At 69.4% G+C, this 18,462-nt stretch carries 17 protein-coding genes and 1 tRNA gene; 13 read left to right on the forward strand and 5 right to left on the reverse strand.

Features of this window, described 5'->3' with window-relative positions; translation table 11 throughout:
- Positions 1–26: 26 nt before the first annotated feature.
- Both AC07U4_RS00935 and AC07U4_RS00940 read right to left on the reverse strand, forming a co-directional pair.
- Positions 27–102, reverse strand: a tRNA-Thr gene (locus tag AC07U4_RS00935).
- A 32-nt stretch (positions 103–134) separates the two neighbouring features.
- Positions 135–1,463: a replication-associated recombination protein A gene (locus AC07U4_RS00940; RefSeq protein ID WP_495194116.1), complete on the reverse strand. Its 1,329-nt coding sequence runs from the start codon at positions 1,461–1,463 to the stop codon at positions 135–137.
- Between the two features lie 165 nt (positions 1,464–1,628).
- Between AC07U4_RS00940 and AC07U4_RS00945 the strand changes: the two genes are divergently transcribed.
- Together AC07U4_RS00945 and AC07U4_RS00950 are read left to right on the forward strand one after the other, a co-directional pair.
- Positions 1,629–2,228 (forward strand): PadR family transcriptional regulator, encoded by a 600-nt coding sequence (locus tag AC07U4_RS00945; protein WP_495194117.1) that lies wholly within the window; start codon positions 1,629–1,631, stop codon positions 2,226–2,228.
- The gene (locus tag AC07U4_RS00950) at positions 2,225–2,515 is read left to right on the forward strand and encodes a DUF2218 domain-containing protein (RefSeq protein WP_495180447.1); all 291 of its coding nucleotides are present in this window, start codon (positions 2,225–2,227) and stop codon (positions 2,513–2,515) included. Before AC07U4_RS00945 ends, AC07U4_RS00950 begins: the two co-directional genes overlap by 4 nt.
- 432 nt (positions 2,516–2,947) lie before the next feature.
- Here AC07U4_RS00950 and AC07U4_RS00955 read toward each other — a convergent pair whose 3' ends face one another.
- Entirely contained in the window at positions 2,948–4,090 is a 1,143-nt protein-coding gene (locus AC07U4_RS00955) for a glycosyltransferase family 4 protein (protein ID WP_495194118.1), read from the reverse strand.
- Positions 4,091–4,161: 71 nt separating this feature from the next.
- On the opposite strand from AC07U4_RS00955, the gene AC07U4_RS00960 reads away from it, so the two are divergent.
- From AC07U4_RS00960 to AC07U4_RS00985, 6 genes are all read left to right on the forward strand, one after another.
- Positions 4,162–4,860 carry a glutathione S-transferase N-terminal domain-containing protein gene (locus AC07U4_RS00960; protein ID WP_495194119.1) on the forward strand — a complete coding sequence of 233 codons (699 nt, stop codon included), beginning with the start codon at positions 4,162–4,164 and terminating at the stop codon, positions 4,858–4,860.
- Between the two features lie 366 nt (positions 4,861–5,226).
- Positions 5,227–6,597, forward strand: a complete 1,371-nt coding sequence (gene radA / locus AC07U4_RS00965; protein WP_038658717.1) for a DNA repair protein RadA — start codon at positions 5,227–5,229, stop codon at positions 6,595–6,597.
- A 446-nt stretch (positions 6,598–7,043) separates the two neighbouring features.
- Entirely contained in the window at positions 7,044–7,613 is a 570-nt protein-coding gene (locus AC07U4_RS00970) for a CvpA family protein (protein ID WP_495194120.1), read from the forward strand.
- Complete coding sequence (locus AC07U4_RS00975; RefSeq protein ID WP_038658722.1) at positions 7,610–8,047, forward strand: iron-sulfur cluster assembly scaffold protein; 438 nt, start codon at positions 7,610–7,612, stop codon at positions 8,045–8,047. The genes AC07U4_RS00970 and AC07U4_RS00975 overlap by 4 nt, the downstream gene beginning before the upstream one ends.
- The gene (locus tag AC07U4_RS00980) at positions 8,040–9,806 is read left to right on the forward strand and encodes a cation:proton antiporter domain-containing protein (protein WP_038666208.1); all 1,767 of its coding nucleotides are present in this window, start codon (positions 8,040–8,042) and stop codon (positions 9,804–9,806) included. Before AC07U4_RS00975 ends, AC07U4_RS00980 begins: the two co-directional genes overlap by 8 nt.
- Entirely contained in the window at positions 9,803–10,132 is a 330-nt protein-coding gene (locus tag AC07U4_RS00985) for a DUF423 domain-containing protein (protein WP_495180443.1), read from the forward strand. The genes AC07U4_RS00980 and AC07U4_RS00985 overlap by 4 nt, the downstream gene beginning before the upstream one ends.
- Before the next feature lie 4 nt (positions 10,133–10,136).
- Here AC07U4_RS00985 and AC07U4_RS00990 read toward each other — a convergent pair whose 3' ends face one another.
- A complete protein-coding gene (locus tag AC07U4_RS00990; protein ID WP_495194121.1) occupies positions 10,137–10,619 on the reverse strand; it encodes an Lrp/AsnC family transcriptional regulator in 483 nt (160 codons plus the stop codon).
- Between the two features lie 83 nt (positions 10,620–10,702).
- Here AC07U4_RS00990 and AC07U4_RS00995 point away from each other — a divergent pair, with 83 nt between their 5' ends.
- From AC07U4_RS00995 to AC07U4_RS01005, 3 genes are all read left to right on the forward strand, one after another.
- Positions 10,703–11,575 (forward strand): EamA family transporter, encoded by an 873-nt coding sequence (locus AC07U4_RS00995; RefSeq protein WP_495194122.1) that lies wholly within the window; start codon positions 10,703–10,705, stop codon positions 11,573–11,575.
- Positions 11,576–11,609: 34 nt separating this feature from the next.
- On the forward strand, positions 11,610–12,308 hold the full coding sequence (locus AC07U4_RS01000) for a M24 family metallopeptidase (RefSeq protein WP_495194123.1): 699 nt from the start codon (positions 11,610–11,612) through the stop codon (positions 12,306–12,308).
- A 618-nt stretch (positions 12,309–12,926) separates the two neighbouring features.
- On the forward strand, positions 12,927–15,437 hold the full coding sequence (locus AC07U4_RS01005; protein WP_495194124.1) for a TonB-dependent receptor plug domain-containing protein: 2,511 nt from the start codon (positions 12,927–12,929) through the stop codon (positions 15,435–15,437).
- Positions 15,438–15,454: 17 nt separating this feature from the next.
- On the opposite strand, the gene AC07U4_RS01010 is transcribed toward AC07U4_RS01005, so the two are convergent.
- Positions 15,455–16,846, reverse strand: a complete 1,392-nt coding sequence (locus AC07U4_RS01010) for an FAD/NAD(P)-binding protein (RefSeq protein WP_495194125.1) — start codon at positions 16,844–16,846, stop codon at positions 15,455–15,457.
- A 134-nt stretch (positions 16,847–16,980) separates the two neighbouring features.
- On the opposite strand from AC07U4_RS01010, the gene AC07U4_RS01015 reads away from it, so the two are divergent.
- Together AC07U4_RS01015 and AC07U4_RS01020 are read left to right on the forward strand one after the other, a co-directional pair.
- On the forward strand, positions 16,981–17,682 hold the full coding sequence (locus tag AC07U4_RS01015; protein WP_081974294.1) for a TetR/AcrR family transcriptional regulator: 702 nt from the start codon (positions 16,981–16,983) through the stop codon (positions 17,680–17,682).
- 119 nt (positions 17,683–17,801) lie between these two features.
- Entirely contained in the window at positions 17,802–18,404 is a 603-nt protein-coding gene (locus AC07U4_RS01020; protein WP_495194126.1) for an RNA polymerase sigma factor, read from the forward strand.
- The last annotated feature ends 58 nt before the right edge of the window (positions 18,405–18,462 follow it).

Below are 18,462 nucleotides of genomic sequence, written 5' to 3' on the forward strand. Positions count from 1 at the left end.
GACGGCAGATCCTGCGGGGATGACGATGGTGCCGGTTGCAGGAATCGAACCCGCGACCTTCGGTTTACAAAACCGCTGCTCTACCAGCTGAGCTAAACCGGCAATCGGCGCACTCCATGGATCAAGCGATGCGGCTAGTCCAGAGGGCTTTGCCGTTGCCGGCGCAGCGCGTCCCAATGCGCCAGCCGTTCCTGCAGCCGCGCCTCGAAGCCGCGACCGCTCGGTTCGTAATAGGTCTGCGGCGGCAATTCGTCGGGCCAGTAATTGGCGCCCGAAAAGGCGTCGTCGGTGTCGTGGTCATAGGCGTAATTGGCGCCATAGCCGATCTGCTTCATCAACTTGGTCGGCGCGTTGAGGATGTTGGCGGGCGGCATCAGCGAGCCCGTCTCCTTCGCGCTGCGCCACGCCTTCTTCTGCGCCATATAGGCGGCGTTCGATTTGGGGGCGGTGGCGAGATAGAGGCAGGCCTGCGCGATCGCCAATTCGCCCTCGGGCGAGCCGAGGAAGTCGTAGGTGTCCTTGGCGGCGATACATTGGACCAAAGCCTGCGGATCGGCGAGGCCGATGTCCTCGACCGCGGCGCGGGTCAGGCGGCGGAGCAGGTAGAGCGGCTCTTCGCCGGCGGTAAGCATCCGCGCGAGATAATAGAGCGCTGCCTGCGGGTCCGAGCCGCGGATGCTTTTGTGGAGCGCGCTGATGAGGTTGTAATGACCCTCGCGATCCTTGTCGTAAACCGCGACGCGGCGCTGGAGGAAGCTCGACAGGCCGGCGGGGTCGAGCGGCGCGTCGATCGCGACCGAAAAAAGCGTCTCCGCCTGGTTGAGCAGGAAGCGGCCGTCGCCGTCGGCGCTGGCGAGCAAGGCGTCGCGTGCCGGCGGGGTGAGGGGCAGCGGGCGACCCTCGGCGGCCTCGGCACGGTCGAGCAATCTGGCGAGCGCGGTGGCGTCGAGGCGGTGGAGGATGAGCACCTGCGCGCGGCTGAGCACCGCGGCGTTGAGCTCGAACGACGGGTTTTCGGTGGTCGCGCCGACGAGGATGACGGTGCCGTCCTCGACGAAGGGCAGGAAGCCGTCCTGCTGGGCGCGGTTGAAGCGGTGGATCTCGTCGACGAACAGCAAGGTGCGCTTGCCGATGCGGGCGTGCTCGCGGGCCTCGGCGAACGCCTTCTTGAGGTCGGCGACGCCCGAGAAGACCGCGGAGATGGCGACGAAGCGCAGGTCGACCGCGGCGGCGAGCAGCCGCGCGATCGTCGTCTTGCCGGTGCCGGGCGGGCCCCACAGGATCATCGAGGACAGGCGCCCCGCCGCGACCATCCGGCCGATCGCGCCGTCGGGGCCGGTGAGATGCTCCTGCCCGACGACGTCGGCGAGCGTCCGCGGGCGCAGCCGGTCGGCGAGGGGGGCGTCGGCGCCCGGGAGGTGGGGGGTCGGCTCCGGTTCGAGGCCGGTGAGCAGGTCTGCCATCGCGCCGAGATAGGCGGGCGGGGCGGGCGCGTCACCCCCCTGCTAACTTCGCTAACCTGACGCTGAGGCGCTACCCTTCCGCAGCCAAAATATATCTTGGAAGGCTCTTGCGCTCGTCTTCTCAAGATATATCTTTGGTGCATCGTGATAGCAGAAGGAATGACGATGTTTGGACATATGCATGGCCGCGGTGGACGCGGCTGCGGGCCGCGCGGCGGCTGGGATCGGTGGGCGGCGCAGGCCGAGGGACGGTTCGAGGGCTTTCGCCACGAAGGACGTGGCGGCGGCGGCGGCCGGCGACGGATGTTCGACGGTGGGGAACTGCGGCTGGTGCTGCTGCGGATGATCGCCGACGAGCCGCGCCACGGCTATGAATTGATCAAGGCGGTCGAGGAACTGACCGGCGGCGCCTATGCGCCCTCGCCGGGGATGGTCTATCCGGCGCTGACGATGCTCGCCGAGATGGAGATGATCGCCGAACAGCCGTTGGAGACGGCGCGCAAGCGCTTCGTCGTCACCGCGGCGGGCGAGGCGCATCTCGCCGAGCATGAAGAGCAGGTCGCGATGCTGATGGCGCGGCTGGCCGAGGCGGGCACCGAACGCAACCGGGTCGGCTGGATGCGGGCGCCGATCCAGCGCGCGATGGGCAATCTGCGCCACGCGATCCAGCATCGCCTCCCCAAGGGTAGCGACGACGACGAGGCCCTGTTCGAGATCGCCGCGATCCTCGATGACGCCGCTCAGAAGATCGAGCGGCTCAAGTGAGCGTCTCGGTCGCGCGTGTGCCGACGGGGTCGGCGAGCCGCTATCTCCAGCAACTGGCGAAGCATTGGAGCCACAAGATGGCGGTCAGCTTCACCGCCGAGGAGGGCAGTATCGCCTTTCCCAACGGATCGCTGCTGGCGATGAAGGCGGACAGCGACAGCCTCGATCTGGTGCTGACCGTGCCGGAGGGCGAGGACGAGAGCCGGATGCGCGAGGTGGTGGCGAGCCATCTCGACCGTTTCGCCTTCCGCGAGGCGCCGCTGACCTTCGACTGGCGGGCGGGGTAGGGGCGTCCTTCCCCGCAAGGGGGAGGGGGACCGGATGTAATCGATCGGGGTATTGCGATGACCGTTATATCCCCGTCATGCCGGACTTGATCCGGCATCCCGCTTCTTCGTGTCGGAAGAAGCGGGACCCCGGGTCGAGCCCGGGGTGACGGAGCGGGTTTTGGACTGTCATCCGAAGCATTCAGACGGCCATATGCGATAGCGCTGCCCCGCATGGGGGACGCCGCATATGAACCTCCAAGTGAGTCCGTCGCTCGCCAAACCATCCCCGTCACCCCGGACTGGTTCCGGGGTCCACCCCGCGGCGAGGAAAGCGGCTTGAGGTGAGACCATCCTCTTGCAGCCCGGTGGACCCCGGAACCAGTCCGGGGTGACGGAGAAAATGTGGAAGCGGCTCGATCCTCACTGCCATCCCCCGGGCGGTGGGAAACCTTAGCGGTCGACCAGTTCCAGATAGGTGTCGAGCACGGTCTGGTTGGCGGTGTCCCAGCGATAGGTCGCGGCGCGCGCCAGACCGGCCGCGCCCATTCGCGCCTTGAGCCCCGGTTCGGTGACGATCCGCTCGATCGCATCCGCATAGCCGGCGATATCGGTCGGCTCGACCAGAAATCCGGTCACGCCATGCTCGACGAGATCGACCGCACCCGTCGCCCGCGCCGCCACCACCGGCACGCCGGCGGCCATCGCCTCGGTGGTGACGTTGCCGAACGTTTCGGTCACCGAGGGATTGAAGAACACGTCCATCGACGCGACCGCGCGGCCGAGGTCGTCGCCCGACTGGAAGCCGGCGAAGATCGCGCCCGGCGCCTGTTGCGCGAACCAGTCCTGCGCCGGCCCCTTGCCGATCACCAGCACCTTGTGCGGCACGCCGCGCCGGGTGAGGTCCTTGATCACCTCCGCGAAGACGTCGAGCCCCTTTTCCTTGACCAGCCGGCCGAGGAAGCCGACCGCGATCTCGTCGTCGCCGATGCCGAGCGCGCGCCGCCAGGCGAGGCTGCGCCGTTCGGGCACGAAGCGATCGTGGTCGATGCCGCGCGACCAGATCGTGATCGGCGTCGTCACCCCCCATTCGCGCAGCAGCGCGCCCATGCTGGGGCTCGGCGGCATCACCCGGTCGACGCGATTGTAGAAGCGCCGCATCAGCGCCTTGATCCACGGTTCGACGAAGCCGATCCGGTAATAGCGGAAATAGGTCTCGAACCGGGTGTGGAAGGAGGCGAGGCTGGGGATGCCGTTGCGCCGCGCCCAGCTCACCGCGCCATGGTTGAGCAGGTCGGGCGCGGAGACGTGGACGAGATTGGGGGCGAAGGCTTCGAGATCGGCGCGGGTCCTGGCGGGCAGATAGCGGCCGAGCAGATATTCGGCGCGGCCGCCCGGCATCGGGATCGCCGGCACCGAGACGAGGTCGCCGGTCGGCGGGAAGGCGGGCGGATCGATCGTCGGCGAATAGATGCGGACCGTAACGCCCTGCGCCAGCAGATGGGCGACGAGCAGGTTCAGCGCCTGATTGGCACCATCGCGCGTGTAATTGTAATTGCCGCTGAACAGCGCGACACGAAGATCGGAGGGTTGCATGCTGCCGCCGGCCATAGCGGCGCGATTGCGGCGTGACTATGTCGGCGGTTCAACAGCCAAGGGTGTCGCCGATGACCGATCTGTCCGCCTTTCCGATCACGCAGCGCTGGCCGGCGCAGCATCCCGAGCGTATCCAGCTCTATTCGCTGCCGACGCCCAACGGCGTCAAAGTGTCGATCATGCTGGAGGAGACGGGGCTGCCATACGAGGCGCACCGGATCGACTTCGGCCAGGACGAGCAGAAGTCGGCGGCGTTCGTCTCGCTCAACCCCAATGGCAAGATACCGGCGATCATCGATCCCGACGGGCCGGGCGGAGCGCCGTTCGGCCTGTTCGAGAGCGGTGCGATCCTGCTCTATCTGGCGGAGAAGAGCGGACGGTTCCTGCCCACCGACCCGGCCGGGCGGTGGCAGGCGATCCAGTGGCTGATGTTCCAGATGGGCGGCGTCGGCCCGATGTTCGGGCAGCTCGGCTTCTTCCACAAATTCGCCGGACGCGACTTCGAAGACAAACGGCCGCGCGACCGCTACGTCGCCGAGGTGGTGCGGTTGCTGGGGGTGCTCGACGCGGCGCTGGCGGGCAGGGACTGGCTGCTGGGGGCGGACTATTCGGTGGCGGACATCGCGCATCTCGGCTGGGTGAATGCTTTGGTCGGCTTCTACGACGCGGGCGAGCTGGTCGGGTTCGAGCGGTTCGCGAACGTGGCGGCGTGGCTCGCGCGCGGGCTGGCGCGGCCGGCAGTGCAGCGGGGGTTGGCGATTCCGGGGTGATCTCGAGTGCGCCGCATGACCGCGCCCAAATCCTCCCCCTTGCGGGGAGGGGTATCGCATATGATTGCGGTGATGAGGTTCGATCCGTTTCCTCATCAGATGCGTCACCCCGGACTGGTTCCGGGGTCCACCGAGACGCAGGGGAACGGTGTCAAATCAAGCCTTTCTCCTCGCCGCAGGGTGGACCCCGGAACAAGTCCGGGGTGACGGAACAAGCATGGAAGACGACCGGCCCGCACGAGCGTCCATATAACATAGCCTTCCCATGGCGGGTGAGGACTTGGGCTCGTTCCTCCCTACCGCGGTCCGCGCGACGCAACCCGAAATCTGTTCCCTTCCCGTTCTCCTTTGCCTATATCGCGCGGCATGGCGAAACCGCAGAAACGATATGTGTGCCAGGCGTGCGGATCAGTGTCGCATCGCTGGGCAGGACAATGTGCCGATTGCTCCGAGTGGAACACGCTGGTCGAAGAGGCGAGCGCGGTGGTCACGCCGTTCCAGGCCAAGCACGACCTGCGCACCGGCGGGCGATCGTTCGAACTGGTCGGGCTCGACGCCGATATCGTCCTGCCCGAGCGGATGGCGACGGGCATCGCCGAACTCGATCGCGCGCTCGGCGGCGGCTTCGTCGAAGGGTCGGCGACGCTGATCGGCGGCGATCCCGGCATCGGCAAGTCGACGCTGCTGCTGCAGGCGGCCGCCAAGCTGGCGCTCGCCGGCAAGAGCGTCGCCTATGTCTCGGGCGAGGAGGCGACCGATCAGGTGCGGCTGCGCGCGCGGCGGCTGGGCATCGGCCATGCGCCGGTACAGCTCGCCGCGGCGACCTCGACGCGCGATATCCTGACGACGCTGTCGATGGGGCCGCCGCCGGCCTTGCTCGTGATCGATTCGATCCAGACGATGCATTCCGACCTGATCGAGGGTGCGCCCGGCACGGTGAGCCAGGTGCGCGCCTCGTCGCAGGAGCTGATCCGCTTCGCCAAGGAGCGCGGCACCGCGCTGGTGCTGGTCGGCCACGTCACCAAGGACGGATCGATCGCCGGCCCGCGCGTGCTCGAACATATGGTCGACACCGTGCTCGCCTTCGAGGGCGAGCGCAGCCACCAATATCGCATCCTGCGCGCGATCAAGAACCGCTTCGGCGGGACCGACGAGATCGGCGTGTTCGCGATGCAGAGCGAGGGGCTGGCGGAGGTGTCCAATCCCTCCGCGCTGTTCCTGACGCAGCGCGACGAGGGGGTGACGGGGACGACGGTGTTCCCCGCGCTGGAGGGGACGCGGCCGGTGCTGGTCGAGATCCAGGCGCTGGTGGTGCGGCTGGCGAGCGGGGCGACGCCGCGCCGCGCGGTGGTCGGCTGGGACAGCGGGCGGCTGGCGATGATCCTCGCGGTGCTCGAGGCGCGCTGCGGGCTGAGCTTCTCCAATGCCGAGGTCTATCTCAACATCGCCGGCGGCTATCGCGTGCAGGACCCGGCGGCGGACATGGCGGTGGCGGCGGCGCTGGTCTCGGCGCTGTCCGAGCGGCCGGTGGCGATCGACGCGGTCGCGTTCGGCGAGGTCGCGCTGTCGGGCGAGATCCGGCCGGTGGCGCATGGCGCGCTGCGGCTGAAGGAGGCGGGCAAGCTGGGGTTCGAGCGCGCGCTGGTGCCGGCGGCGGTGGCGAAGGAGGAGAGCACGCTGCGGATGACGGGATTCCGGACGCTGGGCGAGTTCGTGGATCATATGCTGGGGCGGTGATCGGGGGGGCTTCGTCCTCAAGCCAATCGACATTCAGGAGTCTAGCGAATTCCTCCCGCCAGAGCAGGGCTATCGCATATGGACGCTCGTGCGAACCTGTCGTCGTCCAAGCCCACCCCGTCACCCCGGACTTGTTCCGGGGTCCACCCTGCGGCGAGGAGAAAGGCTTGATCCGGAACCATTCTCTCGCGGCCCGGTGGACCCCGGAACAAGTCCGGGGTGACGAATCTTATCAGGAAACCGATCGAGCCTCATCACCGCAGCCATATGCGACAGCCCTGCCCTGGCGGGGGAAGAATTCTGCTGGACCCTGAATGTCGATCGATCCTGAACTTGTCTTTTCGCCGGGATGACGAAGTCGGGGGCGGGCTGACAGCAAGGGGGAAGGGCGGTCCACGACCACCAAGGACTAGCGCCCCCGCCCGCGCATCCCTATTCCCTTGGGCATGGCGCTGACCGCTCTCGACATCATCGTACTCGTCGCCGTGCTGGGCGCGGCGCTGCTCGGGCTCAAGCGTGGCTTCGTCACCGAAGTGCTGTCGCTGTTCGCCTGGGTGGCGATCGTCGCGATGCTCAAGCTGTTCCATGTCGCGCTCGCCGCCAAGCTCGCCGGCACGATCGGCACCGCGTCGGGCGCGGCGGTGGCGGCGTTCGTGGTGATCGCCGGCGGCACCTATGTCGGCGGCAAGCTCGTCGCCAATGCGATCGGCAAGCGGACGCGGCAGTCGATCCTCGGCCCCGTCGACCGCGCACTCGGCTTCGGCTTCGGCGCGCTCAAGGGGCTGATCATCGCCAGCCTCGGTTTCCTCGTCGCGGCGCTGCTGGTCGATACCGCGCGCGGCGGCCCGGCGCAGCGGCCCGACTGGATGACGCAGTCGCGCTGCTACAACCTCCTCAACGCGACCAGCGCGGGGATCGCCGATTTCGTCGACCGGCGACGGCGCGGCCTGCCGGTGTTCGGCGCGCGCCAGAGCCTCCGGTCCGATGCCTCCGACAATGCGAGCAGTCCACGATGAATGCGCCCCTCTACAATGCCGAGATCCTGCGGCTCGCGGCGTCGATCCCGCATCATGCGCGGCTCGACCATGCGCAGGCCACCGCGGAGAAACGCTCGCCGATCTGCGGCAGCCGGGTGACGGTGGACGTCGGCGTCGGCGACGACGGCCGGGTGAGCGAGGTCGGGCTGCTGGTGCGCGCCTGCGCGCTGGGGCAGGCGTCCGCGTCGCTGCTCGCGCGCGACATCCTCGGCAAGACGCCCGAGGAGCTGGCGGCGGCGCGCGATGCGCTGACCGCCTGGCTGGCGCGCGAGGGCGACATGCCGGACTGGCCGGGGCTCGACGTGTTCGCGCCGGCGCTCGATTATACCGCGCGGCATCCGTCGATCCGGCTGGCGTTCGAGGCGGCGGCCGAGGCGGCGTTCGCGGCGCGCGAGGCGCATGCCGATGCATGAGGCGGCCGGCGGCGCGTCGATGCTGCGCGACGGGGTGATCCTGCTGGGGTTCGGGCTGGGCTTCGTGTTGCTGTTCCGGCGACTCGGGCTGGGTGCGACGCTGGGCTTCCTCGTCGCCGGCGCGGTGGTCGGGCCGCATCTGCTCGGCCTCGTCGGCGATGCCGAGGCGAAGATCGGGGTCGCCGAGCTCGGCATCACGCTGCTGCTGTTCATCGTCGGGCTCGAGCTCAACCCGACGCGGCTGTGGCGGATGAAGCAGGAGATCTTCGGGCTCGGGCTGATCCAGGTGGTGGTGTGCGGGCTGGCGATCACCGCGGTCGTCTGGGGCGCCGCACATTTCTCGCCGACCGCGGCGCTGGCGCTCGGGCTGCCCTTGGCGCTGTCGTCGACCGCGCAGGTGCTGCCGCTGCTGCAATCGTCGGGGCGGTTGCGCACGCCGTTCGGCGAGCGGGCGTTCTCGATCCTGCTGTTCCAGGATTTGTCGATCGTGCCGCTGATCACGATCGTCGCGGCGATGAGCCGCAACCCCGCCGATGCGGGCGGACCGCCGGGCTGGCTGCTCGCGCTCTATACCGTGGGCGCGGTGGCCGGGCTGATCCTGGTCGGCCGGTTCGTGCTGCGGCCGCTGTTCCGGCTGATCGGCAATCTCGGCGAGCGCGAGATGTTCGTCTTCGCCGCGCTGTTCACCGTCATCGCCAGCGCGGCGGTGATGGAGGCGCTGGGGCTGTCGACCGCATTGGGCGCGTTCATCGCCGGCGTGATGCTCGCCGACAGCCCCTATCGGCACGAGCTGGAGGCGGATGTCGAGCCGTTCCGCTCGATCCTGCTCGGCCTGTTCTTCCTCGCGGTCGGCATGATGCTCGACCTGCATGCGATTTCCGAACGGCCACTGTTCGTGGCGAGCATGGCGCTGGCGCTGATCGCGACCAAGACCGCGGTCATCATGGGGATCGGCCTCGCCTTCAGGATGACGTGGCGCAGCGCGCTGGCGCTCGGCGTGCTGCTCAGCCAGGGCGGCGAATTCGGCTTCGTGCTGTTCGCGCAGGCGCAGCAGGGGCTGCTCGTCGCGCCCGAGGCGGCGAGCCTGTTCGGCGCGATCATCACCGTGTCGATGGCGACGACGCCGTTCCTGATGGGCGCCACCCGCCGCTTCCGCGAGGAGCCGGTCGCCAAGGACCAGGCGCGCGACGGACCCAAGGCCGACGGCGCCAATGCGATCATCGTCGGCTATGGCCGATTCGGCCAGACGGTGGGGCAGATGCTGCTCGCGCAGAAGATCCCGGTGACGCTGATCGACCGCGATATCGAGATGATCGACATCGCCGGCGAATTCGGCGCCAAGGTCTATTACGGCGACGGCACGCGGCTCGACCTGCTCCGTCAGGCGGGCGCAGCGGAGGCGGAGCTGATCCTGTTCTGCATCGATGGCGACCAGATCGAGCCCGATACGCTGGAGGGGGTGCACGAGGCGTTTCCCGATGCCGCCATCTACGTCCGCGCGTTCGACCGGCGCGCGCTGGTCAAGCTCAAGAAGTCCTCGGGCGTGTTCGTCGTGCGCGAGGTGCTCGAATCGGCGGTGAAGATGGCGCGCGTCGCGATGCGCGACCTCGGCATCGCCGGCGCCGAGATCGATCGTGCCGAAGAGGCCTATCGTGCGCGCGACAAGGAGCGGCTGCGCATCCAGATCGAGGCGGGGGATATCCGCGCGGCGCGGTCGATGGTCGCCGAGCAACAGCCATGGGGGAATGATCCGCGATGATCGTGGCGATACTGGCGGCGCTGTCGGGCGCGATCGCGGTGGCGGCGGGCGCGTTCGGTGCGCATGGCGCGAGCGGCCCGGCGGTCGATTGGCTCAAGACCGGCAGCCATTACCAATTGATCCATGCGGTAGCGGCGCTGGTCGCGTTGCGCTTCGAGGCGCGCGGGCCGGCGTGGCTGTTCGTCGTCGGTGGCGCGATCTTCGCGGGGACGCTGTATCTAATGGCGCTGGGCGCGCCGCGCTGGTTCGGCGCGATCACGCCGGTCGGCGGCGCCTTGCTGATCGGCGGCTGGCTGTGGCTGGCCTGGACGCTGCGCGGCGCCTGACCCGTCAGAGCAGCGGCCGGCCGCGCGCCGGGTCGTAGCGGACGATCTCGCGCAGCGTGACCAACGTCTCGAACTGCAGCACGGCGTCGTCCGCCGCCAGCATCGTATCGGCGAAATGCTGATAGGCCGCGATCGTCGGCACCGCGACGATCAGCAGGAAGTCGGTGCGGCCGGTGACGTTCCAGGCGCCGACCACCTCGGATCGCGCCTGCATCCGCTGCGCGAAGGCGGTTTCGGCGCGCAGGTTGCTCTGGTGGAGCTGGACGAGGACGTGGATCGTGATCGACGGGGTAAGCCGGGCGGGATCGATCACCGCGACATCGGCGACGATCACCCCGGTGCTGCGCAGCCGTCGCAGCCGCCGCAGGACGGCGCTTTCGGATAGTCCGACGCGGTCGGCTAGCACCCGCGCCGGCAGCAGATTGTCGCGCCGGACGAGGTCGAGCAGCCGATGGTCGAAGGGATCAAGGGCGACGGTTTCGGTCATGTTCGGTCAGATTATGCCGCGATCCGCCGCGCGATGCCAGATTAGGACGACCGCCGTCGCCCGACCGCCGCTAGAAGGTCGCTATGGAGACCCGATATCCACCCGGCGCGCGGCACCGCCTGCTGCCCTATGCGGCGCTCATCACGTCGATCATGACCTTCTGCGTCGGCACGTCCTTCGCCAAGCGGCTGTTCCCGTTGGTCGGCGCCGAGGGGACGAGCGCGTATCGCGTCGGCTTTTCGGCGATCGTCCTGCTCGTGGTGGTGCGGCCGTGGCGATTCGGACTCGCGCGGGCGGATGCGGCGCGGATCGTCCGCTACGGCGTCGCGCTCGGATCGATGAACCTGTGCTTCTACATGGCTTTGCGCACGCTGCCGCTCGGCCCGACGATCGCGATCGAGTTTCTCGGGCCGCTGGCGGTATCGCTAATCCACGCGCGCCGGGCGGTGCATGTCGCGATGGCGGCGCTGGCGGTCGCGGGGCTGGCGCTGCTGCTGCCGCTGCGCGTCGGCACGCAGGCGCTCGATCCGGTCGGCATCCTGTTCGCACTCGGCGCGGCGACCGGCTGGGCCTGCTACATCGTCTTCGGCAAGCGGACCGCGCATCTGCCCGCGGGACAGGCGGTGGCGTTCGGCATGGCGAGCGCGGCGCTGCTGGTCGTGCCGATCGGCGTCGCGCAGGCGGGGACGGCGCTGCTCACCCCGGCGTGGCTCGGGCTGGGGCTGATCGCCGCGCTGCTGTCGAGCGCCATCCCCTATTCGCTGGAGATGATCGCGCTCAAACACATTCCGGCGCACAGCCTCGGCGTGCTGCTGAGTCTGGAGCCGGCGGTGGGGGCGGTGGCGGGCGTGGCGCTGCTCGGCGAGACGCTGACGCCGGCGCAATGGGGCGCGATCGCGATGGTGATGACCGCATCGATCGGCATGATCGCGGCGAGCGATGCGCCCGCGCGGTGAACCGGTTCCGGATTTTCAACTGGGGGGTGAAGCGATGGACGAGATGAATGAAGCCGAGGACACGCGCCTCGCCGCGTTGCTGGCGGCGGAGGACCGGGCGCTGGCGCTGCTCGAGATGATCGAGGCGCGCGGGCTGATCCGGCCGGGACGCAGCGAGCGCGAGATCGAGCAGGATATCCGCGGCATCGCGCGCGACGCGTTCGGCGTCGAGCGCGACTGGCACAAGCGCATCGTCCGCGCCGGGCCGAACACGCTGGCGATCGCCGCGGACAATCCGCCGATCGTGACGGTGCAGCCGGACGATATCGTCTTCGTCGATCTCGGCCCGGTGTTCGGCACCTGGGAGGCGGATGTCGGGCAGAGCTATGCGGTCGGCGACGATCCCGCCAAGCAGGCGCTCGTCGCCGAACTGCCGCGCCAGTTCGCCGCGATCGCGCAGCGGCTGGCGGCCGAGCCGGACATCACCGGCGCGGCGCTCTACGCATATGCCTGCGCCGGCGCGGCGGCGGCGGGCTATCGCTTCGGCGGGCGGATCGCCGGACATATCGTCGCCGAATTCCCGCACGCGCGGCTGCCCGGCGAGCGGCAGGCGCATCATATCAGCCCGGCCAATCCGTTGCCGCTGAGCGATCCCGACGCCTTCGGACGGCGGCGCCACTGGATCATCGAGGTCCATCTGGTCACCCCCGACGGCACGTTCGGCGGCTTCTACGAGCGGCTGGCGCGCGGGTGAGCGGTGGGGGGGGCTGAGATGCGGACGCGGGTGAAGATCTGCTGCCTTGCCTTGCCTCGCCCGCCGGATCGCCGTCGATCCTTCGAAGAAGGAATGTTTCGCGCGGAGGCGCGGAGGCGCGGAGGGGTAGCCCGTGAGGCAATCTCACCTGCGATCTCAACGGCTCGCGGGGCGCGGGTCGCGACGTCGAACGCAACATCTCTGCGTCTCTGCGCCTCTGCGCGAAACCCGATCACGTCGTGGCCGCGCTGACGGGGATCGCCTTCGCACTCGGGAGAGATCGTCATCCCGGCGAACGCCGGGACCCATGGACACGCCGCGTCGGCGGCGATGCGAGCCGTATCAGGGCCGTACCCCGGCGGAGGCCGGGGCCCAGTTGGGTGACGTTCGTCGTCACTTACGGCGGCTTTCCCAACTGGGCCCCGGCCTTCGCCGGGGTGCATGTGGCGTGTTGCCGAACGGCGGCAGGCGGCGAACGTCGGCGCGAGACATCGCATCCCCCACGCCGGCCTCACCCACCGCAAAGTTTTTCTTCGCCCGTCGTCATGGGCTTATTCGGCTATGCTGCGCTGCACGCGCAACAGCGCACCGAATACGGACCAGTATAGGGGGTCGATCGTGACGATTATCAGCGAACTTCTGCTCGCGGCGAGTTCCGCCGCGCTCGCGGCGCAAGCCGCTCCCGCGCCCGCCCAGCAGGACCAGCCCCCCGCGGTCGCCGAACCGGCGCAAGCTGCGCCCGTCGCCGACGCCGCGGCGCAGTCCAACGAGGGCGACGACATCATCGTAACCGGCACCCGCAGCGCCGGGCGCAGTCGCCTCGACAGCGTCGCGCCGGTCGACGTGCTGAGCGGCGCCAGCCTGCAGCGGCAGGGGACGACCGAACTGGCGAGCGCGCTCGCCGCGATCGCACCGTCGATCGACTTCCCGCGGCCGTCGGCGACCGACGGCACCGATGCGATCCGCCCGGCGACGCTGCGCGGCCTGTCGCCCGACCAGACGCTGGTGCTGATCAACGGCATCCGCGCGCATGCCTCGTCGCTGGTCAACACCAACGGCAGCGTCGGCCGCGGTTCGGCGGCGGTCGATCTCAACACCGTGCCGACCGTCGCGCTCGACCGGATCGAGGTGCTGCGCGACGGCGCCTCGGCGCAATATGGCTCGGATGCGATCGCCGGCGTCATCAACCTGCGCCTGCGCGAGGCGCGCAGCGGCGGTGGCGGCTCGGTCACCTACGGCTTCTACGACACGCAGGTCGACACCGCCAACAACCGCCGCGAGGTGAAGGGCGAGCACGCGGTCACCGCCACGGCGTGGCAGGGGATCGGCTTCGGCGACGACGGCTTCATCACCGTATCGGGCGAATATACCAAGCGCCAGCCGACCAATCGCGCCGACATCGACACCCGCGTCTCGCCGCGCCGCGTCACCGGTCGCTACGGCGATCCCGAGGTCGAGCAATATACCGGCTTCGTCAACGCCGGCACCTCGCTGACCGACAGTCTCAAGCTCTACGCCTTCGGCGGCTATCAGGATCGCGACAGCCGCAGCGCGGCCTTCCCGCGCGTGGTGTCGGTCACCCCCGCTGCGTCGGCCGCCGCGCTCGCGCTGCTTACCCGCGCGGGCTATCCCGATGGGTTCCTGCCGATCATCAACACCAAGTCGAAAGATATCAATTCGGCCGCCGGCATCCGCGGTGACGTCGGCGGTTTCAATATCGACCTCTCTCTGAGCTACGGCCGCAACCGGATCGACTATCGTACGCTGAACTCGGCGAACTATGCCTATGGCACTGCGACGCCGCGCAACTTCTACGACGGCGCGACGATCTACGATCAATATGTCGCCGGACTCGACGTCACCCGCCAGTTCGACGTCTTGCAGTCGCTCAACGTCGCCTTCGGCGTCGAGGTACGCCGCGAGGGCTATAAGATCCTCGCCGGTGAGCGCGCCTCCTATGATTATCCGGTGGACGGTACCTTCACCGGCATCCCCACCACGACGACCAATGCGACGCCGGGCGCGCAAGGCTTCGGCGGCTTCTCGCCGCTCAACCGGACCGAGCGCAGCCGCCGCAACGGCAGCGCCTATCTCGACCTCGAGGCGCAGGTCACCGACCAGTTCCTCGTCGGTCTCGCCGGCCGGTTCGAGGATTATTCGGACTTCGGCTCGACCGCGACGGGCAAGGCCTCGGCACGCTACGACATCACGCCGTGGTTCGCGCTGCGCGGCACCGCCTCGACCGGTTTCCGCGCGCCGTCGCTCCAGCAGCAATATTTCACCCAGATCGCCTCGGTCGTCACCAACGGCGTGCCGGTGCTGACCGGCACCTATCCGTCGACCAGCCCCGTCGGCACCGCGCTCGGCGGCCTGCCGCTCGAACCCGAGAAGTCGACCAACCTCTCGGCCGGCACGGTGATCCGCGCAGGCGGCTTCGACCTGACAATCGATGCCTATCGCATCCATATCCGCAACCAGATCGGCCTGTCGGAGAACATCACGACGTCCTCCAGCCCGTCGCCTGCCGTCAACGCCGAGATCGCCCGCCTGCTCGCGGCGACGAATACCGGCGCCGCGGCGGCGCGCTTCTTCATCAACGGCCTCGCCTCGACCACCAAGGGCATCGACGCGGTCGCGCATTACCGGCTGGCGACCGACACCGTTGGCGCGTTCGACCTGACGCTGGCGGGCAACGTCAACAAGGTCGACGTGACGCGCGTGCCGACCTCGACCGCGACGCTCAACCCGGCGCCGACGCTGTTCGCGCGCAGCCGCATCCTGACGCTGGAACAGGGCACGCCGGGCGAGAAGGTGACGGGGCAGATCGACTGGTCGCTCGACCGGCTCGGCGCGCTCGCCCGCGTGACCTATTATGGCGACGTCAACCAGCCGGGGACGCTGGTCAGCGGCGACGTCCACACCGGCAAGCACGCGATCACCGATTTCGAATTGCGCTACGCCACGCCCAAGGGCGCGCAGATCGGGCTCGGCGTCAGCAACCTGTTCGACGTCTACCCCGACCGGACGATCGCGGCGAACAATTCGACCGGCGTGCTCGGCTTTCCGTCCTATTCGCCGTTCGGCTTCAACGGCCGCTATCTCTACGCGCGCGCCGGCCTCAACTGGTAGAGGGCAGGGGGGCGGGGCTACAGGCCCTCGCCCCCCACCCATTGCGCATTGGCCAGCCGCCGCGCGAGCGTCCAGTTCTGCTGGCGGATGTCGGGCACCGCGACCACCTCCCACAGTCCGCCGCGCGTCATCGGGCCGATGCAGAACAGGCGCGGATCGGCGATCCCGTCGCGGCCGATCACCTGCGACTGCGCATCGACGTCGAGCCCGATCCGCAGCGGGTCGGGCCGGATCAGCCCGTGGTCGAGCAGGTCGCGCAGCAGCGGCTCGTCGGAGCGCATCAGATCGCCCTGCGGCCCGGTGCAATTGACGATCCGCGCCACCCGCGTCTCGACCCGATCGTCGGACCCGCGCGGCCGCCAGCACAAGCGCGCGCCGCTGCCGTCCGCGCTCGCCCCGACCAGCTTGCCCGCGGTGAAGCCGAGCCGTCCGGCCGTACACAAAGCGTCGACCCGCGCCGCCACCGCCGGCGCGAGCCGATGGCGATGCACGTCCCAATAGGGCCGCAGGTGGCGCAGGAACCGCGCCCGCGTCGCGGCGTCCGCCGCTCCCCACATCATCTGCGTGATCGGCCGCAGCTCGTCGACCGCGGCGCGCCAGCCGACGGTCGCGGCGCGGTCCCGGACATGGCGCACCAGCCGCGACAGCGTCCCCGCCGGTCGCTCGCGCAGGCCCGGCTGCGGCGGCGTATCGGCATGCGGCCGCGGCACCAGCCCGCGCCGCGAGATCGCGACCACGCGCCCGCCGAACCCCGCCGCCTCCAGCAGCAGCGCCGCGTCGATCGCGGTCAGCCCGGTGCCGATCAGCACCACCGCGTCGTCCGGCCCCAGCCCCTCGGTGATGTCGCCCGCCCACGGATCGGCGCGATAACAGCCCGCCGGCAGCACCGCCGGATCGAGGCCCGGCGGGGTATGCGGCGGCAGGTTGCCGATCGCCAGCACCGCCACGTCGGCGGCGATCGCAGCGCCGGCGTCGAGCGTCAGCGTCACCTCCTCCGCCCCGCGTGCCAGCGCCACCACCGCGCCCTCGACCAAGGCCAGCCGCCCGGGGTTCGCCGCCACCGCCGCGTCGAGCATCTCGCGCAGATAGGCGCCATAGATCCGCCGCGACACGAAGGTCTTGGCATCGCCCAGCGCCTTGCCCTCCAGCCAGCGGACGAAATGGCCTGGATCGTCGGGCAGCGCGCTCATGTTGCCGGCGCGGACGTTGAGCAGATGCTCCTCGTGCGCCGCGCTATAGGCGACGCCGCGCGCCATCTGTGCCGGGCGGCGTTCGATCAGCGTAGCGCGCGGTCCGTCGTGGCGCATCAGGTTGATCGCGAGCAGCGTCCCCGAAAAGCCGCCGCCGATGATCGCGACGTGATCGCCGGCTCTGGCCGCGTCGGTCGTCGCCGTCACTGTCACTGGCACTGGCCTGTCTCCTGCAAGCCCGCCCCCTAATCCTTGTGTGCCATCGCGGCAACGGGCGGGCGGTGGACATCGCCGGGGACGGTGGCCATGGTGGCGGCGGTAGGGACGAAGGAAACGGAGCAGGACTCGCGCGGATGACGGTGACGACGGATGACGGGGTGCGGGCGGGCGCAGGCGGCGCCGTGCAGCGTCGCGCCGGCCGGCCGAGCCGTAAGGAGGCGCAGGCGATCGAGGCGCTGATCCTCGACGGTACGATCGCGGCGATGCGCGACGCCCGCTATGCGACATTGTCGATCGATGCGCTGGCGCAGGACATCGGCGTCACCAAGCAGACGATCTACCGCCGCTTTCCCAGCAAGGACGCGCTGATCGACGCCGCGATCCGCCACAAGATGGACCAGATCCACGCCTTCGCCCGCGACACCGCCGACAGCGTCGCCGAACCGATCGCCAGCCTGCGCACCTTCGCCCGCCACATGTTCGACATGATGCTCAAGCCCGAAAACGTCGGGCTGGCGATCTTCATCGACCACGCCTCGCTGACCGACGCCGCCTTCGCGCGCCGCCGCCAGCAATGGCACGTCATGCTGATGGCGCCGATGAAGAGCGCGATCGCCACCGCGCAGGCGCAGGGCCTGCTCGACGCGGGCGACGTCGAGGGGAAGGTCAACATGCTGTTCGACCTGCTCGCCGGTCCGGTCAATCGCATGCGCTACAGCGTCGCGCCCGACGTCGCGCTGGAGGGATTGTGCGAGGATCAGGCGTTCGCCGCGCGCTTCGACGTCTTCCTGCGCCTCTACGCGCCGGTGTTGCCGGCATGCTGCACCGCAAAATAAAAAGGAACCGGTCAGTATTGTAATCGTTCGATACCTGCCTCTATGGGCTCGCGACGCCCGCGCCGACACCGTTCGTCGCCGCGCCCGTCCAGTCTGTCTCGTGTCGAGTGATGAACCGCATGACCACCGCCGCTCTGCCGTCCGACGTGCTCACCGAACGCGGCTTCGTCGCCGCGATCGACGCGGTGCTGCCGTCGCTCCGGCGGTACGCCCGCCATCTCAGCCGCGATCAGGGTGACGGCGACGACCTCGTCCAGGAGACGATGGCGCGCGCCTGGGCGGCGCGGACCCGCTTCCAGCCGGGCACCAATTTCCGCGCTTGGCTGTTCCGCATCCTGCGCAACCTGTTCCTCAGCGACCGCCGCCGCGGCGGCCGCAGCGTGTCGTGGAACCCCGATATCGACGACGACCGTCTGGTGACCCCGGCCGATCAGGAATCGGGCGTCATGCTCGCCGACCTCGACGCCGCGCTCGACAGCATCACCCCGGGTCAGGCCGAAGCGCTGGTGCTCGTCGCACAGGAGGGCCTGTCCTACGAGGAGGCCGCGATCCGCCTCGGCGTGCCGATGGGCACGGTGCGCAGCCGCGTCTTCCGCGCCCGCGCCGCGGTGATCGACCGTCTCGCCGGCACCGCGCCGACCCCGGCGACGCTCCCGCCGCCGCCGGCGATGGGCGAGGGCTACCGCCGCTGGAAGCACGCCGGCACCGGCATGATCGGCTAGGACCGGACGACATTAGCAAAATTCCTCCCCCGCCAGGGGGAGGTGGCATGCCGCAGGC

It is taken from the genome of Sphingomonas sp. GW821-FHT02B09, assembly GCF_059421875.1.

Bases quoted from the DNA above. Each gene is read 5' to 3' on its own strand.
- AC07U4_RS00955 (WP_495194118.1), bottom strand. From the start codon at position 4,090: ATGCAACCCTCCGATCTTCGTGTCGCGCTGTTCAGCGGCAATTACAAT.
- AC07U4_RS00960 (WP_495194119.1), top strand. From the start codon at position 4,162: ATGACCGATCTGTCCGCCTTTCCGATCACGCAGCGCTGGCCGGCGCAG.
- AC07U4_RS01000 (WP_495194123.1), top strand. From the start codon at position 11,610: ATGGACGAGATGAATGAAGCCGAGGACACGCGCCTCGCCGCGTTGCTG.
- AC07U4_RS00940 (WP_495194116.1), bottom strand. From the start codon at position 1,463: ATGGCAGACCTGCTCACCGGCCTCGAACCGGAGCCGACCCCCCACCTC.
- AC07U4_RS00975 (WP_038658722.1), top strand. From the start codon at position 7,610: ATGAATGCGCCCCTCTACAATGCCGAGATCCTGCGGCTCGCGGCGTCG.
- AC07U4_RS01015 (WP_081974294.1), top strand. From the start codon at position 16,981: ATGACGGTGACGACGGATGACGGGGTGCGGGCGGGCGCAGGCGGCGCC.
- AC07U4_RS00945 (WP_495194117.1), top strand. From the start codon at position 1,629: ATGTTTGGACATATGCATGGCCGCGGTGGACGCGGCTGCGGGCCGCGC.
- AC07U4_RS00995 (WP_495194122.1), top strand. From the start codon at position 10,703: ATGGAGACCCGATATCCACCCGGCGCGCGGCACCGCCTGCTGCCCTAT.
- AC07U4_RS00970 (WP_495194120.1), top strand. From the start codon at position 7,044: ATGGCGCTGACCGCTCTCGACATCATCGTACTCGTCGCCGTGCTGGGC.
- AC07U4_RS00985 (WP_495180443.1), top strand. From the start codon at position 9,803: ATGATCGTGGCGATACTGGCGGCGCTGTCGGGCGCGATCGCGGTGGCG.
- AC07U4_RS01020 (WP_495194126.1), top strand. From the start codon at position 17,802: ATGACCACCGCCGCTCTGCCGTCCGACGTGCTCACCGAACGCGGCTTC.
- AC07U4_RS00990 (WP_495194121.1), bottom strand. From the start codon at position 10,619: ATGACCGAAACCGTCGCCCTTGATCCCTTCGACCATCGGCTGCTCGAC.
- AC07U4_RS00980 (WP_038666208.1), top strand. From the start codon at position 8,040: ATGCATGAGGCGGCCGGCGGCGCGTCGATGCTGCGCGACGGGGTGATC.
- radA (WP_038658717.1), top strand. From the start codon at position 5,227: ATGGCGAAACCGCAGAAACGATATGTGTGCCAGGCGTGCGGATCAGTG.